The following is a 23,576-nucleotide window of genomic DNA, read 5'->3' on the forward strand; positions in this document are numbered from 1 at the left end:
TGTCCTTCACGAACACCATCTGCTCGCCGTTCTGCTTTTCGCCGTTCAGCTCGCCCTTATAGCTCCACTGGCCGACGTGCTTCTGTGTCGTCTCCACAATCTTGTCCTGAGTACCCTTGAACATACCCTGCGCTTTCGACAACGCATTGATATAGTCAGCAAGTGGTGCAAGCTGTTCCTGTGTCAATCCCGAGTTGAACAGTTCCATATAAATCTGCGGATTGCTCATGCCAGCCTTCTGCATACGCTCATACTCCTCCTTCAGCACGTCGTTGCCGTCCATAGCTGCCTGCAAGGCATCCTCCGCCTTCGTAAGGTCACCAAGCACCTTAGCCACAGCCTCGTTGTTAGGATTCTCCGTGCCAAGGTTATTCTCCTCCACAACGTCCTTGCCCTCAGTGTTCGACTGCTCTGCATGCAACGTACCAGGTACAAACTGCTCGTCCTCGTAAGCCTTTCTCAGAGCCACACAAGCGTTCTGTTCTTCATCGCTGCGTCTAAGCGGTTGCTTGTCCATTGCAGCCTTCAACTGCTCTGCAGTCATGCCGTTAGCCTCTGCTACAGCTTCAAGAGTTGCCTGTGCCGTCTTCTCATCCTTAATCTGTGCAGCACCATAGGCATTGCTCAGACGCTGATCCTCACGCTTCATGTTCAGCGAGTAAATAATGGAGTTACGCTCGTCAATGCTCTTGAAGCTGTTCTTCGACAGCAGTTCTCCATTCTTGCTGTATTCGTTCACAGAGCCGCCTTCAATACGGCAATTCTCCATCATCGGACGTGCCGAAGGAACTGTTCCCATTACCAATGCAGAGAACTTAGCCTTTGTGTCCCAAGGAATGGTGTTGTCTGCCATTATCTCGTCGTAGGCAGTCTTCACAAACTCAGCGTCTGTGTCCTTATACGACTCCTCGCCTTTCCCTTTGGCTGCGGTCTTCTTTGCTCGCATCGCCCAAGATGTCAGACTCTCTTTTCTCGTCAGCGGATTGTTGTGTGCGTCATATCCATAGATTGATTCATTGCGCTTCGGCGCAGACGCGCTTCCGAACAGCTGTTCTTTCTCCTCATTAGTGAAAGTATATCCACCAAAGGCTGCTCTCTGTCCGTCCGATGTCATAAGACCATTAATGTTTCTCGCCACCACATCAAGGTAGCTTTCCTTTACGCCATCCTTTACCTGACGCTTAGGCAGTCTTGCGTGTGTCAGCTTCAAGGCTACGACGTTGGCGCAAGCTTCAAGGTTTCCCTCTACGCTCAGCCAGTCTGTATCGTGTCCCTCTATAGTCTTGGCCACATTGCCGCCCATGTGCATACCTATTCCCTCCATGGCCAACTGAAAAGCCTTGGCTGGAATACGCTTCACGCCACTTACGTTATAGATTCCAGCTCCTACAGCACCGCCAATACCGCCCATGGTTGCCCAACTCGCGCCCTCAGACAATCCGCCCATAGCCATCACCTTTACGGTATTGCCAATAGAAGTGTCGTCGCCAGTAGAGTAGTTCTGCACAGCTGCATTCGTCGAGCCATACAGCACACCAGTAATGCCCTGACTTACCATGCCCGAACCTGCCATACGTGCTATACGACCACCTAAAGTACTGTTCGCAATCCTCGCTGTCTGTGCCACACCATTACCGAATACCTTGCCAGCTACGGCTGCACCTGCCTTGCCTGCTGCACCAAATACTGGGGCGTCCGCAACAAAGCCCAATGTGCCTCGTGCCACTCTCGCTGCCATACCCGGATTAACATCGGGATTCTCCCCGTTGTCCGTCATAGCCATACCCTGCTGAGCGTATTGTCTCTGCTTCTTCGATGTCATGCCCATAGACATGATAGTGCCAAGCATCGACTCGTTTACTCCACGAAGAATGTATTCTGCCGTGCTCTTCGGCATACTACGGCTCAACTCGCTCTTGTCAAAGTCTGCCGCCAATTTCGCTTGCAGTCCCGGTATGAGGCTCTTTTCTACGTACTCCTCTGGGCTGATGCCGTAGGCTGCTGCCTTCAGCCCTATCTCCTCCTGCATCTTCGGCTGTGACAGGACTTTTGCAATGTCCGCATTTGCCTTTTCTTGCAGATGTTTCAATAGCTTATCGGGATCAAGCTCCGCATTATACGCATCGCCTGCTGCCATAAACGAAAATGGAGACGCCTTACTTAACGCCGACTCTGCTGCTGCACCTTTCGCTGTTGCCGTCTTGAACTCATTAAGTATATTGTCAGACACATAGTCGTCAAGGTGTTTGTTGGCAAACTCCAAACCGCTCTCTACCAATTGGCGCTCTGCTTGCTCTTGGGTGTTTATAACGTGGGCGTTTACGTTCGCGTCGCCTGTATTCACAACGGGGGTTTTCAGACGTGCCTCCTTCTCGCGCAATGGTTTCATTACCTCCTTGCCTGCTTCACGTCCGGCCTGCTCTATACGTCTATCGAGTGTCTGTTGCTCTCTGCGTGTTCTGCCCACCATCTGTTTCACAGCACTCGGCTTCGTGTAGTCTATTGGCATCTGCTCTTCATCGCGTCTTTTCAAGGCGTCAGCCTCCCTAAGACCTTTCACAAGCGCACTTTCCTTATCCCCATTACCCAAAGGCTCAGGAAGGCTTAGAGAGGCACCCTTACCTCCTTTCGCCAAAGGCTTAGTAAGGCTCAAAGAGGCATAGTCAGGCTCAGCACCCGATTCTTCCTTTCCCCACTTTTTCTGCGCAACCCTCTGCGCTGCCTTACCTAAAGAAGTCTTAGGCTGATACTTTTCCCTTCTCACGGTCTGTCCCGTAAACAGATGCGCACCGAAGTCACCGACCCTGCCCGCATCCTTCACGTCAACATCACCTCTACGTCCCGTCTTGCGGTCTATCACCTCCATACGGGCACCTGGGAAAGCCTTCGCAAAACCCTCCCTGTCATTGTCAAACGCTGCCTTGTTCACAGTATGCCTGTTTCCCTTAGCATCCTTGAAATAATAATATCTGTTATCTGGCATATCATTATAATTGTTTAATCGTTACTTCACATACTGACTCCAGTCTGTACCCCTGCCCTTGTTCGTAGGCTTGCTTTGGGGCTTCGGCTTACTGCCCGAACCTTGCCATCTGATAGGACTCGCACCCTTGCGCTGTTCCCTAATCTGTTTCGCCTGACTCTTCGATACGGTCTTCGTCACATTGCGCACCTTCTTCTTTCCCGAAGTGTTCACGCCTCGCTGTGCCGTCGCGCTCGTCCTTACGTCCGTATAGCCAAAACCGTCTCTGAATGTCTTTCTCAACGACTCGCCCTTGCCAGAGCTGTCAAGCAGACCATAACTGATAGCGCCTTGTATTATCTTGCGTGCTTGCGACATATTCGGCTTCACTACCGTGCCGTCACTTGCAGTATATCCGTTCATCGCAAGCACCAGCTCACGCTGTTTCTGAGGAGTAATCATGCCCAAACGCCGCATTTCATCCCAAGCCTGCAATTCCTGTTGAGTAGAAAGCTGTTTCTTGCTTGCCAATCGGCCATACGGAGTAGCATAGCCATAGCCTCCGCCAACACCGCCACTACTACCACTTCCCGAGCCTCCAGCCACACGTGCCTCCTTTGCTCTTGCTAAAGCCAGTCTGCTTGCGCTGATGCCTTCTTGAGCCTTGTTATGGCGTTTGGTCTCGCCAAGCCTTTCGCCCGACAGCTTCAAGTTACCCTCCTGAATGCCAAGCATACCCTTACGATACTCATCCATGGCCTTAGCCGCTTTGTCTGCACGCTCGCCAGCCTTCTGTTTCAGCTCGATGTTCATAGCCTTATAAGCTCTGTCTGCATCTGCTGATGCCTGCTTCATGCGTAGGTTGGCATTCTTATACGCAGCGTCCGCTTCCAACGCTGCCTGCCGTGCCCGCTCATTCTTCCTCTGCTGCAGACCGCTCTGCAATCCCTCCACAGGATTGTTGAACCTCTGCAAAGGCGCACCCTTCGAAGTATTATAGATGTTGCCCATGTGTCTTATAGCATCCGCAAGCGTAGCAATGCGCATCTTGTTACGTGTCATACGCTCGTCGTATTCGTCTGCACTCTCACCACTCCTTATGCCCGGACGCTTCTTTATCAAACCGCCAAGCCAGCCGAAGAACCCTCCGTCCTTCTTGGTATCGTCTTTCTGAAACGTAGGAGCATTCTGCACAACAGAAACATTAGCAGCACCATCACCCACAGGCGCAGAAGCGCCCCCAATCAATGGCTTAGTAGGCTCAGAAAGGCTTAGTGAGGCTTTGTCACCCACAGGCCCGAACCTGCCCACTATACCATTACCAGTAAAAGCATTGAAAGGAGCAGCAGGCGCACCATCCTTACCTCCCTCAGCCAAAGGCTTAGTAAGGCCCAGTGAGGTATAGTTAGGCTTAGTACCAACAGGCTCATTACCACCCACAGCATTAACCTCTTCCTTCTTCAATTTCCCATTTTCACTTCCTACCATAAGCTGCAATATGTTTCTTTATAAGGTCACAAGCACCGTCAATCTGATTGATGAAAGCATCAGCCTTGTTGGCACGCTTATACTGAAAAGCTGTCTCCTCCTCAAGTATATCAACGTTCTCACGCAGACGGGCAACTCGCTTGGAGTTGTTCTTCTTTATCTTGTCAATCACCTTGTCTTTGTATATCAAAGCACTCTCAGCCGACTTCAAGCACTTCTCAAACCAGTCACGTTCCTTCGCCACACCAGCAAGCGCAGTCTTCAGACGCTCTATCTCAGCTGCCTGCTCGTCAATGAGCGAATCCCTTAACAGACCGGCTGCTTCCATCACGCGATTAATATCCGCCTTACTCGGCTTAGGACAAACAACTCTCTTATTCTTTCTTTTCGACATAATCAATCAACATTTAACATTCAACACTAGATTACACTCCCGTCACGTTCTTCAACTTCTTGTTGTCATACAGAGTATCGTGAATGTACTACGCATCATTGAACTTCGGAGTCAACGAACCGCCAGCAGCAGCCTTGGCACCAGGAGAGTTCACGTCAATATCCAGAATCTTCTTCTTTCCGGCACCGTCCAACATCGAAGCTGCACTCATCAAAGCATTGCTCATGTTCTGACCAGCATCACTCGCATTATGGGCCTGCTGATTGTAAGCATCCTCACGCTCCTTCGAAAAGCCCATCTGATTCTGCATGTGCTGAGCGGAAACACTCTCCTTCTTCGCACTGTCACGAGCACCAATGTTGGCAATGGCATCACCCATCGTTCTGTTAGCGGCCTCCTTTGCCATAGCTGCACTCGCCGCAGTCCCACCTGCCACAGCTGCTGCACCGTCTGCCTTACGGATATAATTGTCCTGCACCTCCTGGGCACGACGCAACAAATTCTGACCAGCCTTGGTATCCAGGTAGTCCGTATTGTAAGCCTTCTCGTACCAAGCCTTCTCTGCATTCGCACGATACCGACGCTCCCTCGCTGCCTTCTTAGCTGCCCTGCGCGCCTTAGCACCACCAAACAAACTGCCCGCTATACTACCTGCCAAACTCGCAGCAGCAGCTATCCACTGAGGATTGTTCGCTCCCGAAATCTCACTAATGCCTAATGGCAACCTCAAAAATCTATTCAATTCAAACATATCTGTAAACTTTAATTTATCAATCAACAAAAAAAACTATTTCATATACCCAACACGCTAAGACTGTAAACACCAATGACCTCCTTTTACAGGAGTACCTTTCTGGCGGAAACAACAATGACACCCTATCAGCGGAGTACCTTTTCAAGGGAAATTTGGACGAGATAGACAACACGACATTTACACCTATGCTTTTATCTACTATAATTTGTCCGCAGTACCTAAGGGGGGTGGGGGTCTGTGGTCGTCTTCGTGTGCCCTCATCATCCATGCCGTCCCCCTTCGTTGTTCACCGTCACAGCTCTAAGCGTCGTAATCCCGTATCCTCACCCCTTACACACGTATCGTCACACGGTAGAGAAGCAGCGTCACATCATCACATCGTCATACGTCCTTAGCTCTTATAGAGAGCACAAACAGCACAAAATGTATTACTTGTGTATTACTCACATCGTTGTTTGTGCTGCAACTCGCTGTATATCAACGCTTTGTACTCGCTGTATATGACCCCAAAAGGGTCACAAGCCTTTTGTTTCCATGCTTGGAGGGCATCTTAGACACATCTTGGACATACCTTGGACACGCCTTGCAGCCTTGACAATAGGCTGATTCCGCCCTTTTATCCGCCCTTTGGACGCTTAGACCACGAGACGAGCCTTGCAACGGCAAATATACGCCCTATTTCGCCCGAAAATGCCGTTTTTCGTCTGCCGTCAAAATCGCCAAAATCTCACAAATCCCTTTGTCGAGGCTTCAACGTAAAAAATCCGACTTTTTGAACACTTTTTCGGGTCTAACCCCCGTATTTTTCGAGACAAAGGGCAAAAATAGAGGAAAATATGAACAGTCAAGGAGCATAGAAATGTACGCACGAAGAAGCGGTTTTTGTACAAAAAAAGTCAAACAAAGGTCAAAAAAGGGTCTCATAGAACGTGCGAAACTTCGTAAAAACGGCTTGAAAGTCGGAAAAACACGGAAAAATCACTAAAACACGCCTTGTACGCTCTCGTTCTGCGCACAAAGCACCCTCACACGCATAAACACAAAAAAAGCCACTCCAATGAGGATAGAGTGACTTATAGACTTATATATAGGAAGAAAGGTGTTTGTTTCTATCTCTATGTAAGGAAGAACAATGGGGAGATAAGGGGGCTGTCGCCCCCAAGGGCTTACGCCCTGCCCCTCATGCCGGATGGGGATGTCGCCCTAAAAGTCTTCTTGCACATAGTTGTATGGTCCGTACATGATGCGTGAGAAATATCTACACCCATTGTATGGCTCGTCAAACTTTACAATATCAACGACAAAGCCGTTACCGAACCCGCCAAGAGGAGAGCAACCGCTCTCGTAGTACTTGAATCCGTTATCATCTATGCCTTCGTGCCACGCAGCGTATTTACTTCTTGCTTTAATCCAAATCGCATCCCTTTTATTTTTTGCCTCTTCTGCTGTTTTACAATCATATCCCATTACGCATTTGTTCATATAGCTGAGAGCTCCATCACGCTGAAAACAAAAGGATATGTATGTAAAAATCATACCAACATACGATTTATAGTGATAAACTATTGTGTTTTCGTCTGTTTCCAGATACTCAGGTTCGCCATATTTTCTTTTAAGAATCTCTTTTGCGTTTTCATATGAGCTACCAAAGCGAACTCCACAAACTTCCGTGCACGTCTGTTTTGCTTCCCATTCTTGATAATGCTTTCCTCCTACCTTCCAATCATCACTATCATCTTGGGCATATCCACCCAGTACAGATAAGCACAATAAACCTAATATAAATATCTTCTTCATCTTGCAATAGTTTTTATTTCTTCTACTTGTTTTAAAAACTCCTCCAGGGAGTCGGCAGTATAGTGGATGCCCTTGTAGCGGACAAAGGCTACAATTTCTTGACTGCGTTTTTTTATGTCCTCCTCACTCTCTTCATCTATTAAAGATGTTATTGTAACCCCTAACACAATTGAGAGGGCACGGAGTTTTTGTAGTGTAGGATTGTCACTTTTGAGAAAAGCATTGAAACTTTGTTTGCTCATTCCCATTTCTTTCGCTATAGTAGCTTTATTCAATCCTTTTTCTGTTATCTTGTCTTCTATTAGCTGTATATTCATAGTAAAAATATATTTTCTGCAAAGTTACCTAAAAATGTATTAGGTACATATAAATTTGTACTAACAAGCCTTAATTTCCAATAAGTAAAACCCTAATTGTACTAATTAGTGTTAATAGTATCATTTTATTTTTATTATTTCTTGCTTTGGTAAAATTTTATTTATACCTTTGCAATCGTAATCAAGTAACAAACATTAATAACAATAAAACATACGGACATGAAAAGATATTTGGTATTAGAAAGACAGAAGTATCTCAACGGCACATACTCAACAAGAGTTGTTGCAGAGTTTGATAATTTAATTCAAGCGAACGATGAAATGTTGCGACTGAGAGATGATTCAAGCGAGTTCTATTATTACAGAGTTATATGTCTCTTTTTCCCTAAGTTTTAAAACACTATCCGTGAGCGACAGGCGCACATCGGGTTCGAGACCCGACACGGCACAATACTACGTAGAATGCGGTACAGATTTTCGTTAGAAATTCCTTTGAGCCATCCGCACAAAATGACTGAAAGAGAAATCGGAAGGAGAAAACCTACACTCAGTCGCACGTACTTATAACTGCCGTTCCGCTTGCGGACGCATAAGCAGGCAGCACAGAAAGAGAGTGCTTAATATCTCACCGTCAAACCTTAGTGAAGACGTAAAATCATAAGGCGTGAGAAAACACGGCAAACCTGTGTGACGTACAGTATACGGCACGTTGAAGACAACGTTAAGAAAAGATGACAACTTCGATAGTCGGAAGCCGTGCTGAGTAAAGGCTCTCACGTGGTTCAAGTCCGCACACGGCACAAACTTTAAAAACATACAGATATGATAACATTAGCACAAGAGATTTGTTGTTTAGATTGCAAATATGCGCACTTCTATTTCAGCAACATTAATTCTTGCTTTGACAAGATTGTTTGTCAAGCTAACGGCAACCCAAACGGATGGAGCGGTTGTAGTAGATATTCAACAAAACATTAACCCTCAAAACATTACGACTATGACAACAGATTTATGGATAGTATTACTAATATTCTCGATGGTAGTCAACTACGTATCGGGGATATATGTAGGCAGACATTGGGACGAATGGGGCAATGAGTAAATCAGAAGATAAGGGGCGGTGCGACCGCCCCAAGACCCCTAAGACACGGAAAGTGCTATTGAGTGCAGTTGATGCAGCTATGCTACGACTCATACTCAAAGATTATCGAGAGGAACTCACAGCACTTCTCAACCGTGCAAAATCAAGCAACAAGGCGAAAGCCTACGCAAGTGAGAATATAAAAATAATTGACGATTTGAAACAAAAGATATTTGGACTATGAACAAGTTATTGGTAGCAGCATTGATAGCAAGCACAGCACTTGCAATCGTAACAACAAAGAAAGCGACAGAAGCAGAGTACGACAGGGCGCAGATAAAAGAAGACGTCCGCCTACTTATGAACGACATTGAGGAATATGGAGACATCGACACGTATACAGGTTCAGACCACTTCGAACGTCTCTACGAATGGTCGCACAATATTGAACGCAATGATAAAGATTAACGGCATCACCTACGAAGTAGGCTTGTCAATGGAAGTGTCAGGAACGATGTGGTTCTTTCGCAAGATAGTCGAAGGGCGAGAGACCACACGCCACTTCTGGACAAAGCAGACTCTTGAGAAATACCTCCGCACCCTGCCTAACAAGATAATCAAACGAGAGGTTCTTGCAATGCTCAGGCAGACACACGGCAGGGCAGAAGCCATAAGGCGATAAACAATCCGTTGGGGACAGAAACCTATTCGGAGCGACACCGACAACGGAACGAACTTAAAAAACAAAAAGATATGAAGACAAACATTATTCCATGTCCTATCAACGAGAAGGACTTATGTTCAGACACTCTATTCGACGACCTATTCGATAATAGCGAGTACGTGGAGCAAGGAAACAGGTACGTCGGTTTCATCTGCGAAAATGTCGCAAAAGCCGAATATTACAACAACTACGTTCATATTTCATTCGAAAGCACAATAGACGATAGAGAGACAGAGCAGATTGAGGAATGGGCACGTACAATAGAAGACAGCTATAACGAAAACTTGATTGACGAAGATGTGCGCATGAATGTCCGCTTTAAAGTCTTTGCCAAGTCAAGTGAAGTATACTTCGAGTATATCATCACAGAAAACTAAACTGACAGGCTGAATGTGGTACAAGCCACTCCACTTCGATGCGAGGTCGAAGCAGCCACCAACATTAATTTAAAACATACGAATATGAAGTACACAGTAGTAATTGTCGAGACTCTCTCACGAAAGGTGGAAGTCGACGCAGCAGATCCACAGGAGGCGAAGCGAATAGTAGCCGAGCAGTACAACAACGAACAGATAGTGTTGTCAGCAGATGACTTTTACGGATACGAAATCGAAACGCTATGACAAGCTATCAGCACCTCTACAATATCATCATGAGCCGACCGCTCACGGATGATACCTACAGCGAGCGAGCCTACAGCGTACTGCATGCAGCATACCCACAGGCGAACCTCGCACAGATAAACGAAGCAGCCACAACGGATTGGTGCAATTCGTTGTCCGACGAGCAGAATATAAACAATTGTAAATACTTAGCAATATGACATTACAGGAATATCTTGAAAAGAAGTTAGGAAAAATGGCTGTTCATCAACGACATCACCAACAGAGCACTCGCCAAGAACAATGTCTATACCAAGCAAGTGCAGAAATTTCCGTTCGACAACGACTCCTGCTACTTCGTAGCGGACATGAACGAACACAAGTTCTTCATCGGTCTAAACCGAAACAAATACACAAGCAATTTAGATTAATACAACTATGAAAAAGAAATTCACATTCCACTTCCCTATGACAGGTGAAACTATCACACGAGAACTCAACCTTCTCGCAGTCAAGGACGCCACAATCAAGTATCTACGCAAGCAGTCCGAAGTACGAGGCGACATCTGCCTTGTGTCCGACGATAGAGAGGAGATAGTCGCCATGGCTCACATCGACGAACACATGAAGGTGAAGTTCTTCACCGAAGACGACAGCGTGTCCGACATTAAAGCCATAGGCGATGTTTCTACCGAGTTTTAATTCTCTCGTTAGAAAATTTTTATTAACTTTGCAGAAAACCTAATCAGCCCTCGACATCACGGTTAAGTCATAAGATATGATGAAAGTTAATAATTACGACTTTTGTAGCGATAGTTTTAATTCAAGTCAGGCAGGTTTCTTAAATGACGTTGGCGACAGTGGCGAGTATGCAAGTGAGGCAGCGGAAATTCTCGGTCTGGAGTATGACGAGAACGAGCCGGAGGCATGGGCAGACATCATGTTCAGCAGGTCAACGGGTAAGCAGTATGCGGTGTGCGGAACGGCAATGGTAACAGCGTCCGACGCTCACTTCTATTATAAGGAGCTGGAGGAAAATCAATATATAGAATGCAGCGCGAAATATCTTGACGATTTCGGGCCTAAGACGGATGAGAACCTCGAATATCTGGAAGATGACGACGTTGTTGTTGAAGAGGACAAAATTACCTACAACGGTAAAGAGCCCGTCGTTATGGACGACTGTGACAATATTACACATTGCGAGGATCTTTTTGAGGGATTCTATACGGCATGCGGAGACATCAATATCGCTGCATATTTGATAGGATGCCGACATAAATACTGCTTGCAGGATACAGTGTATTATTGGAGATAAAAAAGCCCGGCCTAAGCCGGGCTACGCAAGACCATTGGTCTCGAATCTACGATAGTAGAAATTTGCTCTTTAAGAGCGTTTCAATCCACAATCCTTACGGATTGACCGTCAACGGAAGGGATATTTTGATTTCAATTCCATAAAGGTACGATTAAAAGTCTTCCGAAGACGTTGCAAATATAGCTAATTTCTACGTATATCCGTAAAATATTATATAAACATTAACACATTTAACAAATCAAAACAAGTGTATGAAGAAACAAGATTGGGCAGTACTGGCAATCATCATACTCGCCATTTTCATATCATGCTGACATTATGAAGTCAATAATAGTAATATACGACGACCTCTTCGAACTCGACCGCACGGAAGTCTCCTATCAAGGCGAGACACAGCTAAAGACTATCATCAAGTCGCTCATGGCAGACTATCCCGAGAGCGAGAAAGCGGAAGTCTACAACAAGGTGACGCAGAACCTCATCCTTGCCTACCGACGTGACAGCAAAGGCAACCTCATTGAGATAGAGCGTTATATCCGCAAGCGAGCCGTCAGCCACGCTCCACGCAATACCGTCAAGCAATACACGCAGCGCATGACGTTTTGGATGGAGCCAGCTGTCTACGAGCGACTTGATGCGTTAAGGGGCAAGCGAGCCAAGTACGTGCGTGATGCAGTAGTTGAGAAGTTGGAACGTGAAGGCAATCCTGTTCCTCCCGACCCTCACGCCAAGGCAGAAGGGCATCCCGACCGTCGTTACCACCGAATGTTCAAGAACCTGCCTCAAAGCGTTCGAACATACAATGCCCGTGAGACCTACCGCTCACCGCTCACCATAACCAAGACCCCCGAAAACCTTTGGCGAGTGTCTTATGGCGAGTACACGACACAGCAAGGCGCACCGTCCGTCGAACACAAAGACCTCCTGTCTGCCCTCGAATGGCTCGACAAATGGATTAAAGACTACGGCAACAAATGGGTTGTCGGCAAGGTTATCAAGAAGAATGAAGGGATATAATCCTTTCATTCTTCTTTTTTGCTTTAAATCAATAAAAACGTACATTTGTTTATAAAATCTTTATAAACGCTTACACTTTGCGCTTATTTTCGCTATCTTTACGTTTTTACTAAAATATAGGCTTATGAAAACTACATCAACAACAAGCGTCAGCTCAACGCTCAACCGCTCGATATTCTTCTTCTACGAGAAGGCTCTGCGCTATGTGCCTATCCTCCTCATGCTATGTCATTGGTATGGCGTGTACAGTTTCCACGACAATCCACGTGAGATAGTCATAGACATTCGTGAGAACGAGGAATGTATTGCCTACCTCTATTTCATGGTCTACATCTTCCCCGTAGTCTTCATGCTCCCTGCAAGCCACTTCTTCAAGCTATGTTGGATATGGCGCATACCGTTCGTCTATATCATCGGCACCAACGCTATACGCATCTACTACCGCTCGTGGTTCATAACCAACGAAATGTATGATGCCGACTTTATACTCATAATCATGACCTTGGCTCTGTATGCCTGTGCCTTCGTGCAGATGATATGTCGCAGTTTCCGTCACAAATAAAACGTCTGACACTAAAACCAAATAACTATGAATGTACGAAACTTACTCGCTGACGCTTTCACCAGCGCAGCAACACGCCTCCGCAACAACTCTTGCGGAATGACCGAACAGGAAATGGAGAATGCTCTACACAAGATGCTCTATCTCCTCGACAACGACCATCACTTCAACGAAGCTAATGCACGAGCAGCCATCGCCCGAATGTACTATTTCAGCGACGACACACACAAATGCTATGCACCGTTCTTTCCCTACGAGGATATACGTGCGGCTTACGACAAGATGTATCTCACCTTGCCCGACGATTACAACTTCTGGGACTTTTGCGTCACTGTCAATCTGATGTACTCAAACCACATCGAAACCCTCCGCTCATGGTTTCGTGACCGTAGCCGGCTGTTGCAGAAGTCGTGCGAGTTAGCACGCAGCTTCCTACAGGACGAAGACACCGACCATCCATCTGACAAGATTTGGTGGTACGTCAATTCCTAAAGACACCAAAAGCGGATAGGGCAGGACTCATTCCTCTCTATCCGCTTTTGCGTCAATCGTCAATGTATTTCTCTATTACCTCGGGATTATACTCAGCGCCATATCCGCAGGCCTCCTCATACATCTTGAAGTCAGCCAGTTTTCTGCTGATGATGTCCGCAGCCAACACGCAGTTGCTGTCTTTGTTGCAGTCAATGTCTCCTCCACTACATTTCAGCACCCTCCTCACAGCTTTCTCCCAATTCGTCGCCACATCTTTGAACGAGCTTTCCTTCGAAAACAGCAAACTCATATCCACCTTTGTCTTCTCGGATCCGTCGGCTATGTACTTTCTGAACGTCGACAATGCGAGGTCGTTCATCGTCAAAGCAGTCAACAGATGTGCCTTAAGCAAATGTTCCGTATCGTTATGCTTCATCAGCACCGCATCATAGCTCCACTTTAGCTTCTGTACGTGCATCTTCATCTTCTCCGCCACGTCGTCCGATATGTCAAGCCACATCTGATACCTGTCCCGCAGTTGCACCTTCATCTTCGAGTTCCACGTGTCGTATGCAGCAAGAGCCTTGTTCACGTCTCTTTTCACCTCATGTTTCCAGTGCTTTGTCTCCTCCAGCATCACCTTAGCGTCGAGCATCGAACTTTGTGCCAGGTTATATACCGAGCCGATGATGATATAGTACAGCGAGCATTGGTCGTTCACTGCATCCATCGTCCGTTTCATTACGTCAGGATGCACGGCAAGCAGGTTTCTATTCTGCCTTACCAAACTTCTTCTTATATTCATGACACTTCTTTCTCAAAAAAAACTCCATCTTCAATCGCTCTTCCGCTATTCGCTTTCTGCTCTCGATGCTCAAGTTCTCCTCGCTACCTTTGTGCCACCCGTCACATTTTGTACCCGTCAGCGACACCCAGGTGTCAATATGCCATGCATACTTGTCGGGCAGCGGTATAATACCCAACAGCTTGCGTTGAGTATGACGTGTCACATGCCCTTCAAGCGCTGCCAAACTAATGGTATATACCGACGAATGCCATTCCGGATTCAGACTCACATCCTTTACTTCTTGAAGTACTCTATACACTAATTCTTTCTTCATATTTTAGTTTATTATGTTTATTAATTCCTCAAATTTCTCGTCATACCAATGTGGCTGCGTCTCGTTTTGATTCTTTGCCGGCACCACATTCTCGCCGAATTCCAAGCCTTTGCCCGAGATAACCTTGAACTTGTGGAGCTTGCTTGTGCCCTTTCGTGTAGCTTCAACAAGATAACCTTTCTCCATCAACTTCTCGTTGAACTTCACGACCGACATTCCCATGCTATGCTTCTTCAACAACTCGCTTGCCGAATGATGCACACCTTTGCTCGACACGTATTCAGGCAAAGGCAGTCCGAAGGGCTTTGCAATCGCCTGGGCAATGAGCAGCTTGCTTGCGTCGCTAAGGTTCAGATAAGAAGCGAGCCATGAAGCGGTCTTTAGCTTCTTGTCGAAGTCGTCCAGAGCATGGGTGTTCGCCTTTTTCTCGCATTCGATGAAGTACTTGCGAGCCAAGCGTCCCTTCTCGTTGTTCTCGACCATTGACAGCTCTTTTGCCATGTCGAGAGACAGGGCGTATTCCTTGCAGGTTGTTGCTCCAGTTTCTCGTTTCACAATTTTGTTAAACGAGCAATAGTCTTGATTTTCAACGAATCCGTATTGTTCGATACGCTGTTCTATCCAATTTGCAAACTGTCTCTTGTTCTCCAAGAACTGATGCAGCTCTCTTGCATTTACAGCACGTTTACCGTCATGCTCTGTGATTTTTATTAATTCGTCCATATATTTATATATTTAGCATGTTAAGCTCACGACTCGCTTACCGTTCCAACATCTTGTGCAGCCTTTTTATCTCCATTCGTTTTGCCTCAACAGCATCCAAAAGGGCCTGTGTATACTTCGGCAAACGATGAATAGCCTCATCAAGCCGCATGTCATAGCTTTTTAACCAGTATAAGACACGACGGTGTTTCCCTTTTGTACCCTTTGAGGCATACATCCAACCTGCACGAAAGACCCATCGTCTAAACCAATAAGGATAACGTTTGTGTCTTACACCTCTACATTCCAGGCTATAAAGCTCATAGAAGTCACTCGCCTTAATTATCTTCTTTGCCAATCTTGATTTCATAGGCTATTCTGTTTTTAGGTTCAACTTCTCTTGCCATTCCTTATCGTGAACGCTGCCGACAACCTCAAAGTAGAGCATTTCGTCTCGCGAAACATCTCCGTGGTTACCCTCCGAAATGCCGCGTACGTTAGATACGGGATTTTTTATCGTTACTGTTACGAAACGGGCATACTCCTCATAATAATACACCACGGCAAAATAGTTGTCGCGCACACCGTCTTCGATGCAGCTGAACGGATATGTATCTGACCGCAACACGTCGCCCTCATATATCTCCTTGCCGTTCTTATCTTTCAGTCCCGTGTATTGCCCTACAGTCTCTGGGTCAACCTCATACCCACCAACCATAGTGCGAGGTTCCAAGCCTGTTGTTGTCACTTTTTGATTATGCACCAAGTCACCATATCGCCAAGCGTCTGTGAAAACATCTTTGCCACGAAATTTTATTGTTCTCATAATGTTTTGTTTTAACGTTATATAGCTTGAACATAAATTTTAGTATTTAAGTTCTACAGGTTCATCATTCCAAGTAAGCTCTCTACCGATGAGTTTTTTAATAGAACCTTTTGGGAGTTCTACAGCGTTTGATTCGGGGAGATTTTCTATACACCATTTAAAGTCTTCCCAATCTTGATAAGGTTCAGTACTACATATACATTCTGTACCATCTTTATCTACTGCTAACCATGCCATATTATTCCTCCTTAATGCCGAAGGGCGCACCGTCTATGAATGTTTTTGTTTTAAAAAGGGTATCAAAACCCCAATATACATTCACGGCAAAATAACAGCAATCCTTGTCAATCATACTAATAAAAGAATAAACGTTGTCTGTTTTATGTTTTAGCCACCCAAACGGCTGATGCTTTTTCATTTCCTGCCAACACTCTTCTGCGTTAGCAAATGGGCGGTACTTGGGTTCTCGCTTGATGCGGTAGTTTTCAGGAGACAAATCAAATGCCATTATGTCACTTTCAACCCATTTTTCATAAGAATCTTGATATTCTATTGGTCTACCTTTAGCGAATGCCTGTATAATAGGCAGCATCTCTTTTGCTTCTTGTCTGTTCATTGTTATTTCTTTTTAATTAAAAACACTACAAGATGTAGTGTAAAACTATATCCATCAAAACCATTTGCAACCAATTCACATACAATATTTTGCAGCTTTGAATGAATTGGTAATAGAAGGCTTTCTATTTATTTTCGTGTCATATTCTTATTGTTTTATCTCTCCATGCTGTCACCAGGGAGAGGATTGATTACATTTAAAGATTACCTGATGTTCCATCCCAAGAGTAAACAAACTCTCCTAAGGATTTCCAACCTAAACAAATTTCTCCATATTTTCTATAATCACAAGTATTATAGCTTTTACATTTAGAGCAATTTGGCTTACTCATCTACAACCTCCCAATCTTCCGCAAACACGTCACTTGAAGACGGAACCCATGAGTCAGCACGTCCATCAGGGTTTATGATAAGCATCTGATTGGTGTAGTCGATATGTGGTTCTTTGCGAGCCATGATGATGTCCTTGGCAGACTGAGGAAGCGACTGCATTTTAGGGATGATGTCGGCTGTGATGTGTGATGGAACTTGCTTGACGACAAACAATCCTTTGCCGTTCCATCCTGCTCTGCGGACAGCCATACCTGCTTTAAGGAGAAGTACTGCTGTGCCGAATGAAAAAGTGGCAAGCACAGGCTTTTCCTTACGCACAATAGCCATTCGGTCTCCCAAGACAAAACTGTATTGATACATCAATCCGCTTTGTACAGACAGCAGAGCTTGAGAGGTTCTGCCCAACTCTTTAACCTTGTCTGACGCAAGGAAGTCATTGCATTTCTCTGCACGTTCCATCAGTTCTGAGTATTCAATACACAGTCTGTCGAGGAATGTTTCTGATAGCTTGTAAGCCTTCTCGAATACATCTGCCGGACTCCAGGACTGATAGCCGCCCTCGCATTCAACAAGGTAGCCAGCCTTGTCTGTTTCACACTCAGAAGGTCTTACACCTTCCTTCAAAAGCTTGCGCTCATAGGCTTCACCCATTGTCATAGGTATCGCCTTGACTGTCTTAGTACCTGTGTACTGTTTCATTTCTTCTTTGTTCATAGTTGTATTTGTTTATTAATTATTTTACCCCGTAGGCTTCGGGCAACTTGCGGATAATGTCTGAGCCGTAACTATCCTTTGTTAATTCGACAAACTCACGAACTGTAGTGCTACCATCGAGGCTGATGCCTTTGTCTTCACAGAAGCTCTCACGTCCCATTCGGCATGACCCTGTAAGCACATGATGATAAGTGAAGAGATCACGATTTGGATATAGTGTATCGTACTCGGGGAATTTCTTACGGAATGCTTCTATGCGCTCTTCTTCTGTACTATCATCATATAGCTTCTCTTGCAAAGCAGTGAAAGCATCATGTAGAGTGTCGCCATGTGCGAACATATTTTGCTCCTTGACAATGTAGCAAGGTTTTAGCGTTAAATCACGCTGTAATATAAAACCTTGCGCTATGTTATCACGAACAGATTTGATTATTGTCGGCACATCATCTACTATATAAACAGTATCGCCATTTACTTCTTTTACGACAGAGCCATCGCCATAGCCAGAGCCATCGCCATAGCCAGAGCCATCGCCATAGCCAGAGCCAGAGCCATAGCCAGAGCCAGAGCCATAGCTAAGGCTTAAAAAAACCTTGATGCGGTCTTCTAACGTTTCCATTCTCTTACCTCCTCTATTGACTTGATTGCCTTGTCTGTGCAAGGAATAATCTCGATTGTGTCGAGTATAGTGATACTACCAACCGTGACAGTAAACTTGCAGTTCCCAGGGTTTGACGTACCATCCTTGGCAAGCTGTGATAATGAAGCCGCACCATCCCAATACCATAGGCGACGAACGTTGTGCAACGTCACTTCTCTGCCATTCTGTGCTACAAGTGTTCCGAACTCTACTCCGCTGCGGTCGCCACGGATAATTACTTTCTTACCAATGTTTGTTTCCATTTTGATGTCTTATTTATTGTTGTGTATTAATATTTTCTTTTGTTCTCCTTTGCAAGTCTTCTTTCGTATGCTCTACGCTGTTGACGTGTCATTTGCGCATAGTCGAAGGTACTGTTTGGTTGAGGGGTTTGTGTTTCGGGTACAACTGCTTCTGTGATTTTCTTTTCGTCTATCATATTATTCTGTTTTGGTTATGTTGAGTTCCACTTGCACGCTATTTGACATTTCTTCGTCCATTGTGCCTTTAACTAAGGAATAGAGATACCTACCGAGACGTTGGTAAAGATTATCTTTGCCTTTACCGTCTGCATTGTGAGTGTCCTCCATCACCTCTACATATTCGTCCGACTTCAACATGATGCCGTTGTCGGCTTGATGTATCGTGAATACGTCTTTCATATAATGGTGTTTTAACTAATATGAAACTTATTGGTGTCTGCGTAATATGTAATTGATGAGAGCATCATCTTTGGACACTCTACTGCGAGATTGCCGTGCTTGTTTATCAAAAGCCGCATCATGGAAACCATTTCGCTCGCTTTAAGCGGTATGTCACACAGACATGTTGGAGTGAAGTATCCTCGCTCGGCATCGTAGATAACATCTGTAATGTCTGCACTTTCAAGTTCGACAGTCTTGTTGCCATATTGGGCTATCATCCGTTGCAAGCTGTCAATGAAGTCTTCGGCATGGACTGAAGGCTCGTATTCGATTAGCATAGGGCGCTTAGGGTCGTGTCTTTCTCTTTCTTCCAACGATTGTATGTATGCGTTCTGCTTATCGAGAATCTTTACAGCGTCGCTAAAACGCTCAAGGATATGGTCGTAAGCACTCAGTCTGCCAACTTTAAAGAACGCATAGAAGAGAGCTATGGTGATAGAGAGGCTGGCGATGATTTTCAATATTTCTATTATTAGCATAACTTAGAATTTTTCTCTGATTTTCTGATATTGTTCAACAAATGTCTTTTCCGTGACCCATTCGCTGTACCGGGTGCGGTAGTAGGTCTTGGGCTTGCCCGACACCTGTCCGCTCTTGTCGCGAGGAGTGTTGACGCTCTTGTATATCTTCGGGACGATGTCGGTGGACTGGTATGCCGTGACGTATTCGTCCTCGAAGGCTATGTGTGCAGTCTCACGGAACTTGACGTTTTCGAGAGAGAAGGGACAGCTCATTCGCTGCCTCCTTCCGTGTATGGGTCGGTTGTGCCGAGGAGGTGCTCGTTGTAAACAAAATATCGTGGTTTCTTCGGGCAGTCCTTCAATATATCTGCTATGTTAATCTTGTTGTTCATTGTTGTATGCTTTATAGTTGGTCTCTGTTATCTCATTGTAAAAAGTGATTACGACTCTTTCAACTGGTACGTTTAACTGCTTGGCTATACGTTTTCGTGTATACATCAACGGAAAATCGTCGTCTGATGTTTTACACGCCCCACAGTACAAGCAGATGCCAGTGCCAGTATCAACAGGCGCAACGAAGTAGTAATATTTATTCATTGTTATACGTCTTCTTATATTGTTCTTCTAATATGTTGATTTTGTTTTGCAGGTGCTTTGCCACCTCTTTGTAGTACTCTATTCGGTAGAGCTGGGCATACTCTGAGGCATGGTCAGTCACTTTCCATACATCTGCCGCAGCGAGGTTACGGATGTGCCGTTGGTCTTTCTTCGTCAGTTCCATGCTGCGTGACTGATTTTAATTGTCTGCAAATCTTCTTGTACACCAGCTCACACCATTCGTCGGCAGGCATGCCGTTTAGGCTGTCAGCATACTCTTTGATAATAGCCAGAGCCTTACATGCGCCAAAGCAAGCGCTATTAAAATTGCTCTGTCGCATCTCGGTTACTGTCACTCCACCCAGAAGGTGTATGAGCCATGTATTGAATTTCTTCTTCATAGTTATGTTCAATGTTTAAATTTTTTATGTACTTCTGCTTCACTATGGCTTGTTACCGTTGCATATATTCTAACCCCTTTAATCGTTTTGTAGGATCTATAAATCTGTACCAAAAGAGGCAACATCCCTTTTTTATACAAAAAGGCGTTATACAACTTGACAGGAAGCTTTTTATGTGTACCTGCTATCATCTTCTTTCTTATTCTCTTTTTCAACGTGCACTCCTTTCTGCTTCAATAGCGCATGAGAGCTGTTCTACTTGCTGCTGTAGCTTCATCTGCGCCTTGTTCGCCTTGTCACGTTCCGCTCTCGCTTCCGCAATGCAAACGTAGCTCACCGACGTTGCCACTATCAGCACAGCGCCTATGCACACCCATGGCAGCCGATGCACAAACTCGTTCACTTCACGGCACACACCCTTTACGAATGCCCAGCCATACTTCATTGCGTAGACGCCTGCCTCTCTGGTCGTAGCATTGTCTACAAAATCAATTCTCGTTACAGTCATATTTCCTCTTTTTTTTAGTTATTTTCTAAGTGATTTCCCTTTGAATGTCACACACCTGGTTATAGCCTTTAGCCTGTCTATCGTACGTTCTCCGTATTTCTCCTCCAAGTGCGGAATATCAAGGTTCGTTGTCAGGATCAGGAGCTTGCCCTTTATCTCAGCCAAGTCGCACAGCTCCATGAAGGGTATGCGCTTGTTGCCGTAGTTGTTCGCCACATTCTCAGTCCCCACATCATCTATATATATAATGTGTTTGCTCAGTATGGCGTCTGGCTGCGACACGAGGTCTTGAGCCCGGTATATGCTCACAACCTTTCGGCATGCCGTATTGACAAGTATCGGTATTATGCGCATGCCTATCAGCGACTTCCCGAGTCCGCACCCTCCGTTGATAAGCAGCCCCCGGCCTTTGTTGTCCTCCAGCCACTCCACTATAGGTCTGTAGTTCTCCTCGTTCCATACTCCCTTGCCCGTGAAGTAGTCCAGCCCGGCTCTCAGCCTCGCCTCAGCGTTCGCCACCTTTATTCTCACCCTGTCGGGTTCGGCAGGATAGCCCGTGTCTTTCAGGCTCTCCACCATTTGCTTGAAATTGAAGTTCATCTACCATGTACCTTTCGTATAATCCATTTGTTCCGCATGCAAAACAGTTCCGTCTGTGTGCATACGCTGCTCGGAAGTGCTTTTGCCGTAGCCGTTCCGCTTCCAGGTAGCCAACCTTCGAGCTATCTCAAACGTCTTCTGCTTCTCCCAGTGCATCTTCGTGCCACCCTCGTTTACCTGCGCCCAATGGTTATAAAACTCTTCTATCAAGTTTTCTCCATACTTCTCAACGAAAGGCTTTAATGACTCGTGAAATTCTTCCTTACGTTCTTCGAGCGTCTTTTGGGGCAAGTCTTTCTTGTTAATCTCCTGTTTACTTGTTGTTAACCTACTGTTAACCGAACGATTTTCTCCCGTGCTTGTAACACGCTTATAATAAGCTATTTGAGGTATGTAAATGTACGTTCTTTTTTGTTCACTTGCTGTTAACCTATTGTTTACTTGCTGTTTACTTCGTAATTCTATTGCTCCCAAACTCGCAAGTCGCATCACGTACTTATACAACATTGTTCGTGAGCGATTCAAAGCTTTAGCCATGTCCGCATAAGAAGCATCTACATATCCCTCATCGTTTGCTTTATATATAAGGTAGAAGAGCGTTAGAGTTGTAGGTATATCTCCTATCTTCCTAAAGCAAGCCCCAATGTCAGCCATATTTAGAGCTTATTTAAATCTTTGATTTATACTTTCTTCAATCCGAATCCCTTAATCTCGTTAAAGAACTTGCCTCGGTACTCGTGTGCGTCAATGCTGATGTCACAGCTCACCACGTCGCCGACACGCAGCGTGTTCACCGTATCTACAGCCTCGCCCTTGAATGCCACTACTACGTTCTTCGGATACTGCTCGTGAGCCACATGATTTATCACCGCCGCTCGCTCACGCCACTGTCTGCCCGACTTGCCTACGCCCGATGTCTCCGGCATAATATCCACTACCTTTCCTTCAATATGTATCATATCAATTCAAAATTTATTAATTCAAAATCGGCAAAGCCGACCAATTCAACATTCAAAATTCCTAACTCAACATTCCTCACACCCATCCTGCGCCACCGCTCGCCAGCTCTGCCTTTGCGCTTCTCAGTCCTCTCTCGTCGTCCTTGTCCGGTATTATCACCTCGCTCATTGACGCATAGTCGAGGAAGTTCCTTATCACGCTCGACATTTCTGCCGTAGTCAGATAGCACAGCGGTTTCGGCTTCTTACCCTCCTCCGTCAGGAAGATATGCGGACACACATCTTGCTGTATCGTCCGCAGCACGCTGTAGAAAGTCTCGCCCTGCTTGTAGCCGTAATAACTGATAATGAAGTTCAGATAAGCCATCTGCTTGTTCGTAGCCACCTCTCTGTGCTTCACTATGTCTATAGCATATCCGCAGTCGCGAGCCTTGTCTATCTCTCTCATGGCAGCCATATACTGCCTCGGGTCATTCAGCCTCTCAAAAGTCGCCATACCCCCTTACCCCCTTTCTTACATTAATACTATTTCCAATCCTTGCTTCGCCACCCACGTCGGCACACCAGTCTGTCCTGCCACCGCCAGTTCCGCATTCTGCTTGTCCAGATGTCTTCCGCTTGCATGTATCAGCGTTATCGTTCTCGCTGTCTTGTCCGCCTCGCACATCTTCAAGTACTCTATGCAGTGCTTCAGGCTCATGTGGCTCAGCCTTATTCTGTCCGCTTGCTTCGCCGCCGTGCGCCCCTCTCTCACAGCCTCGTCCAGAATGTCGTCCTGGTAGTTAGCCTCTATAAGATAATGCGCCACGCCTTTCACCACTTGATGCAGGTTCCAGCAGTCCGTCGTAAACATCAGCGTCCCCATTTCCGGATGATGCACAAGATAAGCGAAGCATTCCACGTCA

The 23,576-nt window shown here is 45.7% G+C and carries 41 protein-coding genes; 11 read left to right on the plus strand and 30 right to left on the minus strand.

The window, feature by feature from the left end; translation table 11 throughout:
* The 6 genes from I6E38_RS09015 to I6E38_RS09040 form a co-directional block, all read right to left on the minus strand.
* On the minus strand, positions 1-2,983 hold a 2,983-nt coding region (locus I6E38_RS09015; protein ID WP_235393664.1), incomplete at its 3' end, for a hypothetical protein.
* A 21-nt stretch (positions 2,984-3,004) separates the two neighbouring features.
* The gene (locus I6E38_RS09020) at positions 3,005-4,450 is read right to left on the minus strand and encodes a hypothetical protein (protein WP_235393665.1); all 1,446 of its coding nucleotides are present in this window, start codon (positions 4,448-4,450) and stop codon (positions 3,005-3,007) included.
* Complete coding sequence (locus I6E38_RS09025; RefSeq protein WP_235393666.1) at positions 4,437-4,844, minus strand: hypothetical protein; 408 nt, start codon at positions 4,842-4,844, stop codon at positions 4,437-4,439. The genes I6E38_RS09020 and I6E38_RS09025 overlap by 14 nt, the downstream gene beginning before the upstream one ends.
* 88 nt (positions 4,845-4,932) lie before the next feature.
* Positions 4,933-5,595: a hypothetical protein gene (locus tag I6E38_RS09030; RefSeq protein WP_235393667.1), complete on the minus strand. Its 663-nt coding sequence runs from the start codon at positions 5,593-5,595 to the stop codon at positions 4,933-4,935.
* Between the two features lie 1,206 nt (positions 5,596-6,801).
* The gene (locus I6E38_RS09035) at positions 6,802-7,395 is read right to left on the minus strand and encodes a hypothetical protein (protein WP_235393668.1); all 594 of its coding nucleotides are present in this window, start codon (positions 7,393-7,395) and stop codon (positions 6,802-6,804) included.
* On the minus strand, positions 7,392-7,712 hold the full coding sequence (locus I6E38_RS09040) for a helix-turn-helix domain-containing protein (RefSeq protein WP_235393669.1): 321 nt from the start codon (positions 7,710-7,712) through the stop codon (positions 7,392-7,394). Before I6E38_RS09040 ends, I6E38_RS09035 begins: the two co-directional genes overlap by 4 nt.
* A gap of 1,094 nt (positions 7,713-8,806) precedes the next feature.
* Here I6E38_RS09040 and I6E38_RS09045 point away from each other — a divergent pair.
* From I6E38_RS09045 to I6E38_RS09095, 11 genes are all read left to right on the plus strand, one after another.
* Positions 8,807-9,037 carry a hypothetical protein gene (locus I6E38_RS09045; protein ID WP_235393670.1) on the plus strand — a complete coding sequence of 77 codons (231 nt, stop codon included), beginning with the start codon at positions 8,807-8,809 and terminating at the stop codon, positions 9,035-9,037.
* Positions 9,034-9,261: a hypothetical protein gene (locus I6E38_RS09050; protein ID WP_235393671.1), complete on the plus strand. Its 228-nt coding sequence runs from the start codon at positions 9,034-9,036 to the stop codon at positions 9,259-9,261. The genes I6E38_RS09045 and I6E38_RS09050 overlap by 4 nt, the downstream gene beginning before the upstream one ends.
* Complete coding sequence (locus I6E38_RS09055) at positions 9,248-9,475, plus strand: hypothetical protein (RefSeq protein ID WP_235393672.1); 228 nt, start codon at positions 9,248-9,250, stop codon at positions 9,473-9,475. The genes I6E38_RS09050 and I6E38_RS09055 overlap by 14 nt, the downstream gene beginning before the upstream one ends.
* 71 nt (positions 9,476-9,546) lie before the next feature.
* Positions 9,547-9,894 (plus strand): hypothetical protein, encoded by a 348-nt coding sequence (locus tag I6E38_RS09060; protein ID WP_235393673.1) that lies wholly within the window; start codon positions 9,547-9,549, stop codon positions 9,892-9,894.
* 84 nt (positions 9,895-9,978) lie between these two features.
* Entirely contained in the window at positions 9,979-10,140 is a 162-nt protein-coding gene (locus tag I6E38_RS09065; protein ID WP_235393674.1) for a DpnD/PcfM family protein, read from the plus strand.
* Positions 10,137-10,340, plus strand: a complete 204-nt coding sequence (locus I6E38_RS09070) for a hypothetical protein (RefSeq protein ID WP_235393675.1) — start codon at positions 10,137-10,139, stop codon at positions 10,338-10,340. Before I6E38_RS09065 ends, I6E38_RS09070 begins: the two co-directional genes overlap by 4 nt.
* A 217-nt stretch (positions 10,341-10,557) precedes the next feature.
* The gene (locus tag I6E38_RS09075) at positions 10,558-10,821 is read left to right on the plus strand and encodes a hypothetical protein (RefSeq protein WP_235393676.1); all 264 of its coding nucleotides are present in this window, start codon (positions 10,558-10,560) and stop codon (positions 10,819-10,821) included.
* A 76-nt stretch (positions 10,822-10,897) separates the two neighbouring features.
* Complete coding sequence (locus I6E38_RS09080; protein WP_235393677.1) at positions 10,898-11,437, plus strand: hypothetical protein; 540 nt, start codon at positions 10,898-10,900, stop codon at positions 11,435-11,437.
* Between the two features lie 318 nt (positions 11,438-11,755).
* Positions 11,756-12,454 (plus strand): hypothetical protein, encoded by a 699-nt coding sequence (locus I6E38_RS09085; protein ID WP_235393678.1) that lies wholly within the window; start codon positions 11,756-11,758, stop codon positions 12,452-12,454.
* Positions 12,455-12,578: 124 nt separating this feature from the next.
* Entirely contained in the window at positions 12,579-13,016 is a 438-nt protein-coding gene (locus I6E38_RS09090) for a hypothetical protein (RefSeq protein WP_235393679.1), read from the plus strand.
* Between the two features lie 27 nt (positions 13,017-13,043).
* The gene (locus I6E38_RS09095; protein ID WP_235393680.1) at positions 13,044-13,508 is read left to right on the plus strand and encodes a DUF7841 family protein; all 465 of its coding nucleotides are present in this window, start codon (positions 13,044-13,046) and stop codon (positions 13,506-13,508) included.
* A 52-nt stretch (positions 13,509-13,560) separates the two neighbouring features.
* On the opposite strand, the gene I6E38_RS09100 is transcribed toward I6E38_RS09095, so the two are convergent.
* The 24 genes from I6E38_RS09100 to I6E38_RS09210 form a co-directional block, all read right to left on the minus strand.
* Positions 13,561-14,295: a hypothetical protein gene (locus tag I6E38_RS09100; protein WP_235393681.1), complete on the minus strand. Its 735-nt coding sequence runs from the start codon at positions 14,293-14,295 to the stop codon at positions 13,561-13,563.
* Entirely contained in the window at positions 14,261-14,611 is a 351-nt protein-coding gene (locus tag I6E38_RS09105; RefSeq protein ID WP_235393682.1) for a hypothetical protein, read from the minus strand. Before I6E38_RS09105 ends, I6E38_RS09100 begins: the two co-directional genes overlap by 35 nt.
* Positions 14,612-14,614: 3 nt before the next feature.
* A complete protein-coding gene (locus tag I6E38_RS09110) occupies positions 14,615-15,334 on the minus strand; it encodes an antA/AntB antirepressor family protein (RefSeq protein ID WP_235393683.1) in 720 nt (239 codons plus the stop codon).
* A 37-nt stretch (positions 15,335-15,371) separates the two neighbouring features.
* Complete coding sequence (locus I6E38_RS09115; protein WP_235393684.1) at positions 15,372-15,683, minus strand: hypothetical protein; 312 nt, start codon at positions 15,681-15,683, stop codon at positions 15,372-15,374.
* 3 nt (positions 15,684-15,686) lie between these two features.
* On the minus strand, positions 15,687-16,139 hold the full coding sequence (locus tag I6E38_RS09120) for a YopX family protein (protein WP_235393685.1): 453 nt from the start codon (positions 16,137-16,139) through the stop codon (positions 15,687-15,689).
* 39 nt (positions 16,140-16,178) lie between these two features.
* Positions 16,179-16,376: a fructan hydrolase gene (locus I6E38_RS09125; RefSeq protein ID WP_235393686.1), complete on the minus strand. Its 198-nt coding sequence runs from the start codon at positions 16,374-16,376 to the stop codon at positions 16,179-16,181.
* A gap of 1 nt (position 16,377) precedes the next feature.
* Positions 16,378-16,755 carry a hypothetical protein gene (locus I6E38_RS09130; RefSeq protein WP_235393687.1) on the minus strand — a complete coding sequence of 126 codons (378 nt, stop codon included), beginning with the start codon at positions 16,753-16,755 and terminating at the stop codon, positions 16,378-16,380.
* 323 nt (positions 16,756-17,078) lie between these two features.
* Positions 17,079-17,801, minus strand: coding sequence for a DUF2829 domain-containing protein (locus tag I6E38_RS09135; RefSeq protein ID WP_235393688.1), 723 nt, complete (start codon positions 17,799-17,801; stop codon positions 17,079-17,081).
* Between the two features lie 19 nt (positions 17,802-17,820).
* Positions 17,821-18,141 (minus strand): hypothetical protein, encoded by a 321-nt coding sequence (locus I6E38_RS09140; RefSeq protein WP_235393689.1) that lies wholly within the window; start codon positions 18,139-18,141, stop codon positions 17,821-17,823.
* Between the two features lie 266 nt (positions 18,142-18,407).
* A complete protein-coding gene (locus I6E38_RS09145) occupies positions 18,408-18,704 on the minus strand; it encodes a DUF6948 domain-containing protein (RefSeq protein WP_235393690.1) in 297 nt (98 codons plus the stop codon).
* Positions 18,705-18,730: 26 nt separating this feature from the next.
* Positions 18,731-18,880: a hypothetical protein gene (locus I6E38_RS09150; protein WP_235393691.1), complete on the minus strand. Its 150-nt coding sequence runs from the start codon at positions 18,878-18,880 to the stop codon at positions 18,731-18,733.
* 1 nt (position 18,881) lies between these two features.
* Positions 18,882-19,103, minus strand: coding sequence for a hypothetical protein (locus I6E38_RS09155; RefSeq protein ID WP_235393692.1), 222 nt, complete (start codon positions 19,101-19,103; stop codon positions 18,882-18,884).
* 11 nt (positions 19,104-19,114) lie between these two features.
* Positions 19,115-19,624 (minus strand): hypothetical protein, encoded by a 510-nt coding sequence (locus tag I6E38_RS09160; protein ID WP_235393693.1) that lies wholly within the window; start codon positions 19,622-19,624, stop codon positions 19,115-19,117.
* A 3-nt stretch (positions 19,625-19,627) separates the two neighbouring features.
* A complete protein-coding gene (locus I6E38_RS09165) occupies positions 19,628-19,879 on the minus strand; it encodes a hypothetical protein (RefSeq protein ID WP_235393694.1) in 252 nt (83 codons plus the stop codon).
* Positions 19,876-19,998 carry a hypothetical protein gene (locus tag I6E38_RS15325; RefSeq protein WP_262912361.1) on the minus strand — a complete coding sequence of 41 codons (123 nt, stop codon included), beginning with the start codon at positions 19,996-19,998 and terminating at the stop codon, positions 19,876-19,878. Before I6E38_RS15325 ends, I6E38_RS09165 begins: the two co-directional genes overlap by 4 nt.
* Before the next feature lie 197 nt (positions 19,999-20,195).
* Positions 20,196-20,387, minus strand: coding sequence for a hypothetical protein (locus tag I6E38_RS09170; protein ID WP_235393695.1), 192 nt, complete (start codon positions 20,385-20,387; stop codon positions 20,196-20,198).
* Complete coding sequence (locus I6E38_RS09175; protein WP_235393696.1) at positions 20,350-20,604, minus strand: hypothetical protein; 255 nt, start codon at positions 20,602-20,604, stop codon at positions 20,350-20,352. The genes I6E38_RS09170 and I6E38_RS09175 overlap by 38 nt, the downstream gene beginning before the upstream one ends.
* A gap of 8 nt (positions 20,605-20,612) precedes the next feature.
* On the minus strand, positions 20,613-20,795 hold the full coding sequence (locus I6E38_RS09180; protein WP_235393697.1) for a hypothetical protein: 183 nt from the start codon (positions 20,793-20,795) through the stop codon (positions 20,613-20,615).
* 20 nt (positions 20,796-20,815) lie between these two features.
* On the minus strand, positions 20,816-21,112 hold the full coding sequence (locus I6E38_RS09185; protein ID WP_235393698.1) for a hypothetical protein: 297 nt from the start codon (positions 21,110-21,112) through the stop codon (positions 20,816-20,818).
* Between the two features lie 18 nt (positions 21,113-21,130).
* Positions 21,131-21,712 (minus strand): nSTAND3 domain-containing NTPase, encoded by a 582-nt coding sequence (locus I6E38_RS09190; protein ID WP_235393699.1) that lies wholly within the window; start codon positions 21,710-21,712, stop codon positions 21,131-21,133.
* The gene (locus I6E38_RS09195) at positions 21,713-22,003 is read right to left on the minus strand and encodes a hypothetical protein (RefSeq protein WP_235393700.1); all 291 of its coding nucleotides are present in this window, start codon (positions 22,001-22,003) and stop codon (positions 21,713-21,715) included.
* 389 nt (positions 22,004-22,392) lie between these two features.
* Complete coding sequence (locus I6E38_RS09200) at positions 22,393-22,671, minus strand: DUF3127 domain-containing protein (protein WP_235393701.1); 279 nt, start codon at positions 22,669-22,671, stop codon at positions 22,393-22,395.
* A gap of 76 nt (positions 22,672-22,747) precedes the next feature.
* Complete coding sequence (locus I6E38_RS09205) at positions 22,748-23,167, minus strand: hypothetical protein (RefSeq protein ID WP_235393702.1); 420 nt, start codon at positions 23,165-23,167, stop codon at positions 22,748-22,750.
* A gap of 18 nt (positions 23,168-23,185) precedes the next feature.
* Positions 23,186-23,524: a hypothetical protein gene (locus I6E38_RS09210; RefSeq protein WP_235393703.1), complete on the minus strand. Its 339-nt coding sequence runs from the start codon at positions 23,522-23,524 to the stop codon at positions 23,186-23,188.
* Positions 23,525-23,576 lie beyond the last annotated feature (52 nt).

It is taken from the genome of Leyella stercorea (genome assembly GCF_021531355.1).
Taxonomy (GTDB): Bacteria; Bacteroidota; Bacteroidia; order Bacteroidales; family Bacteroidaceae; genus Prevotella.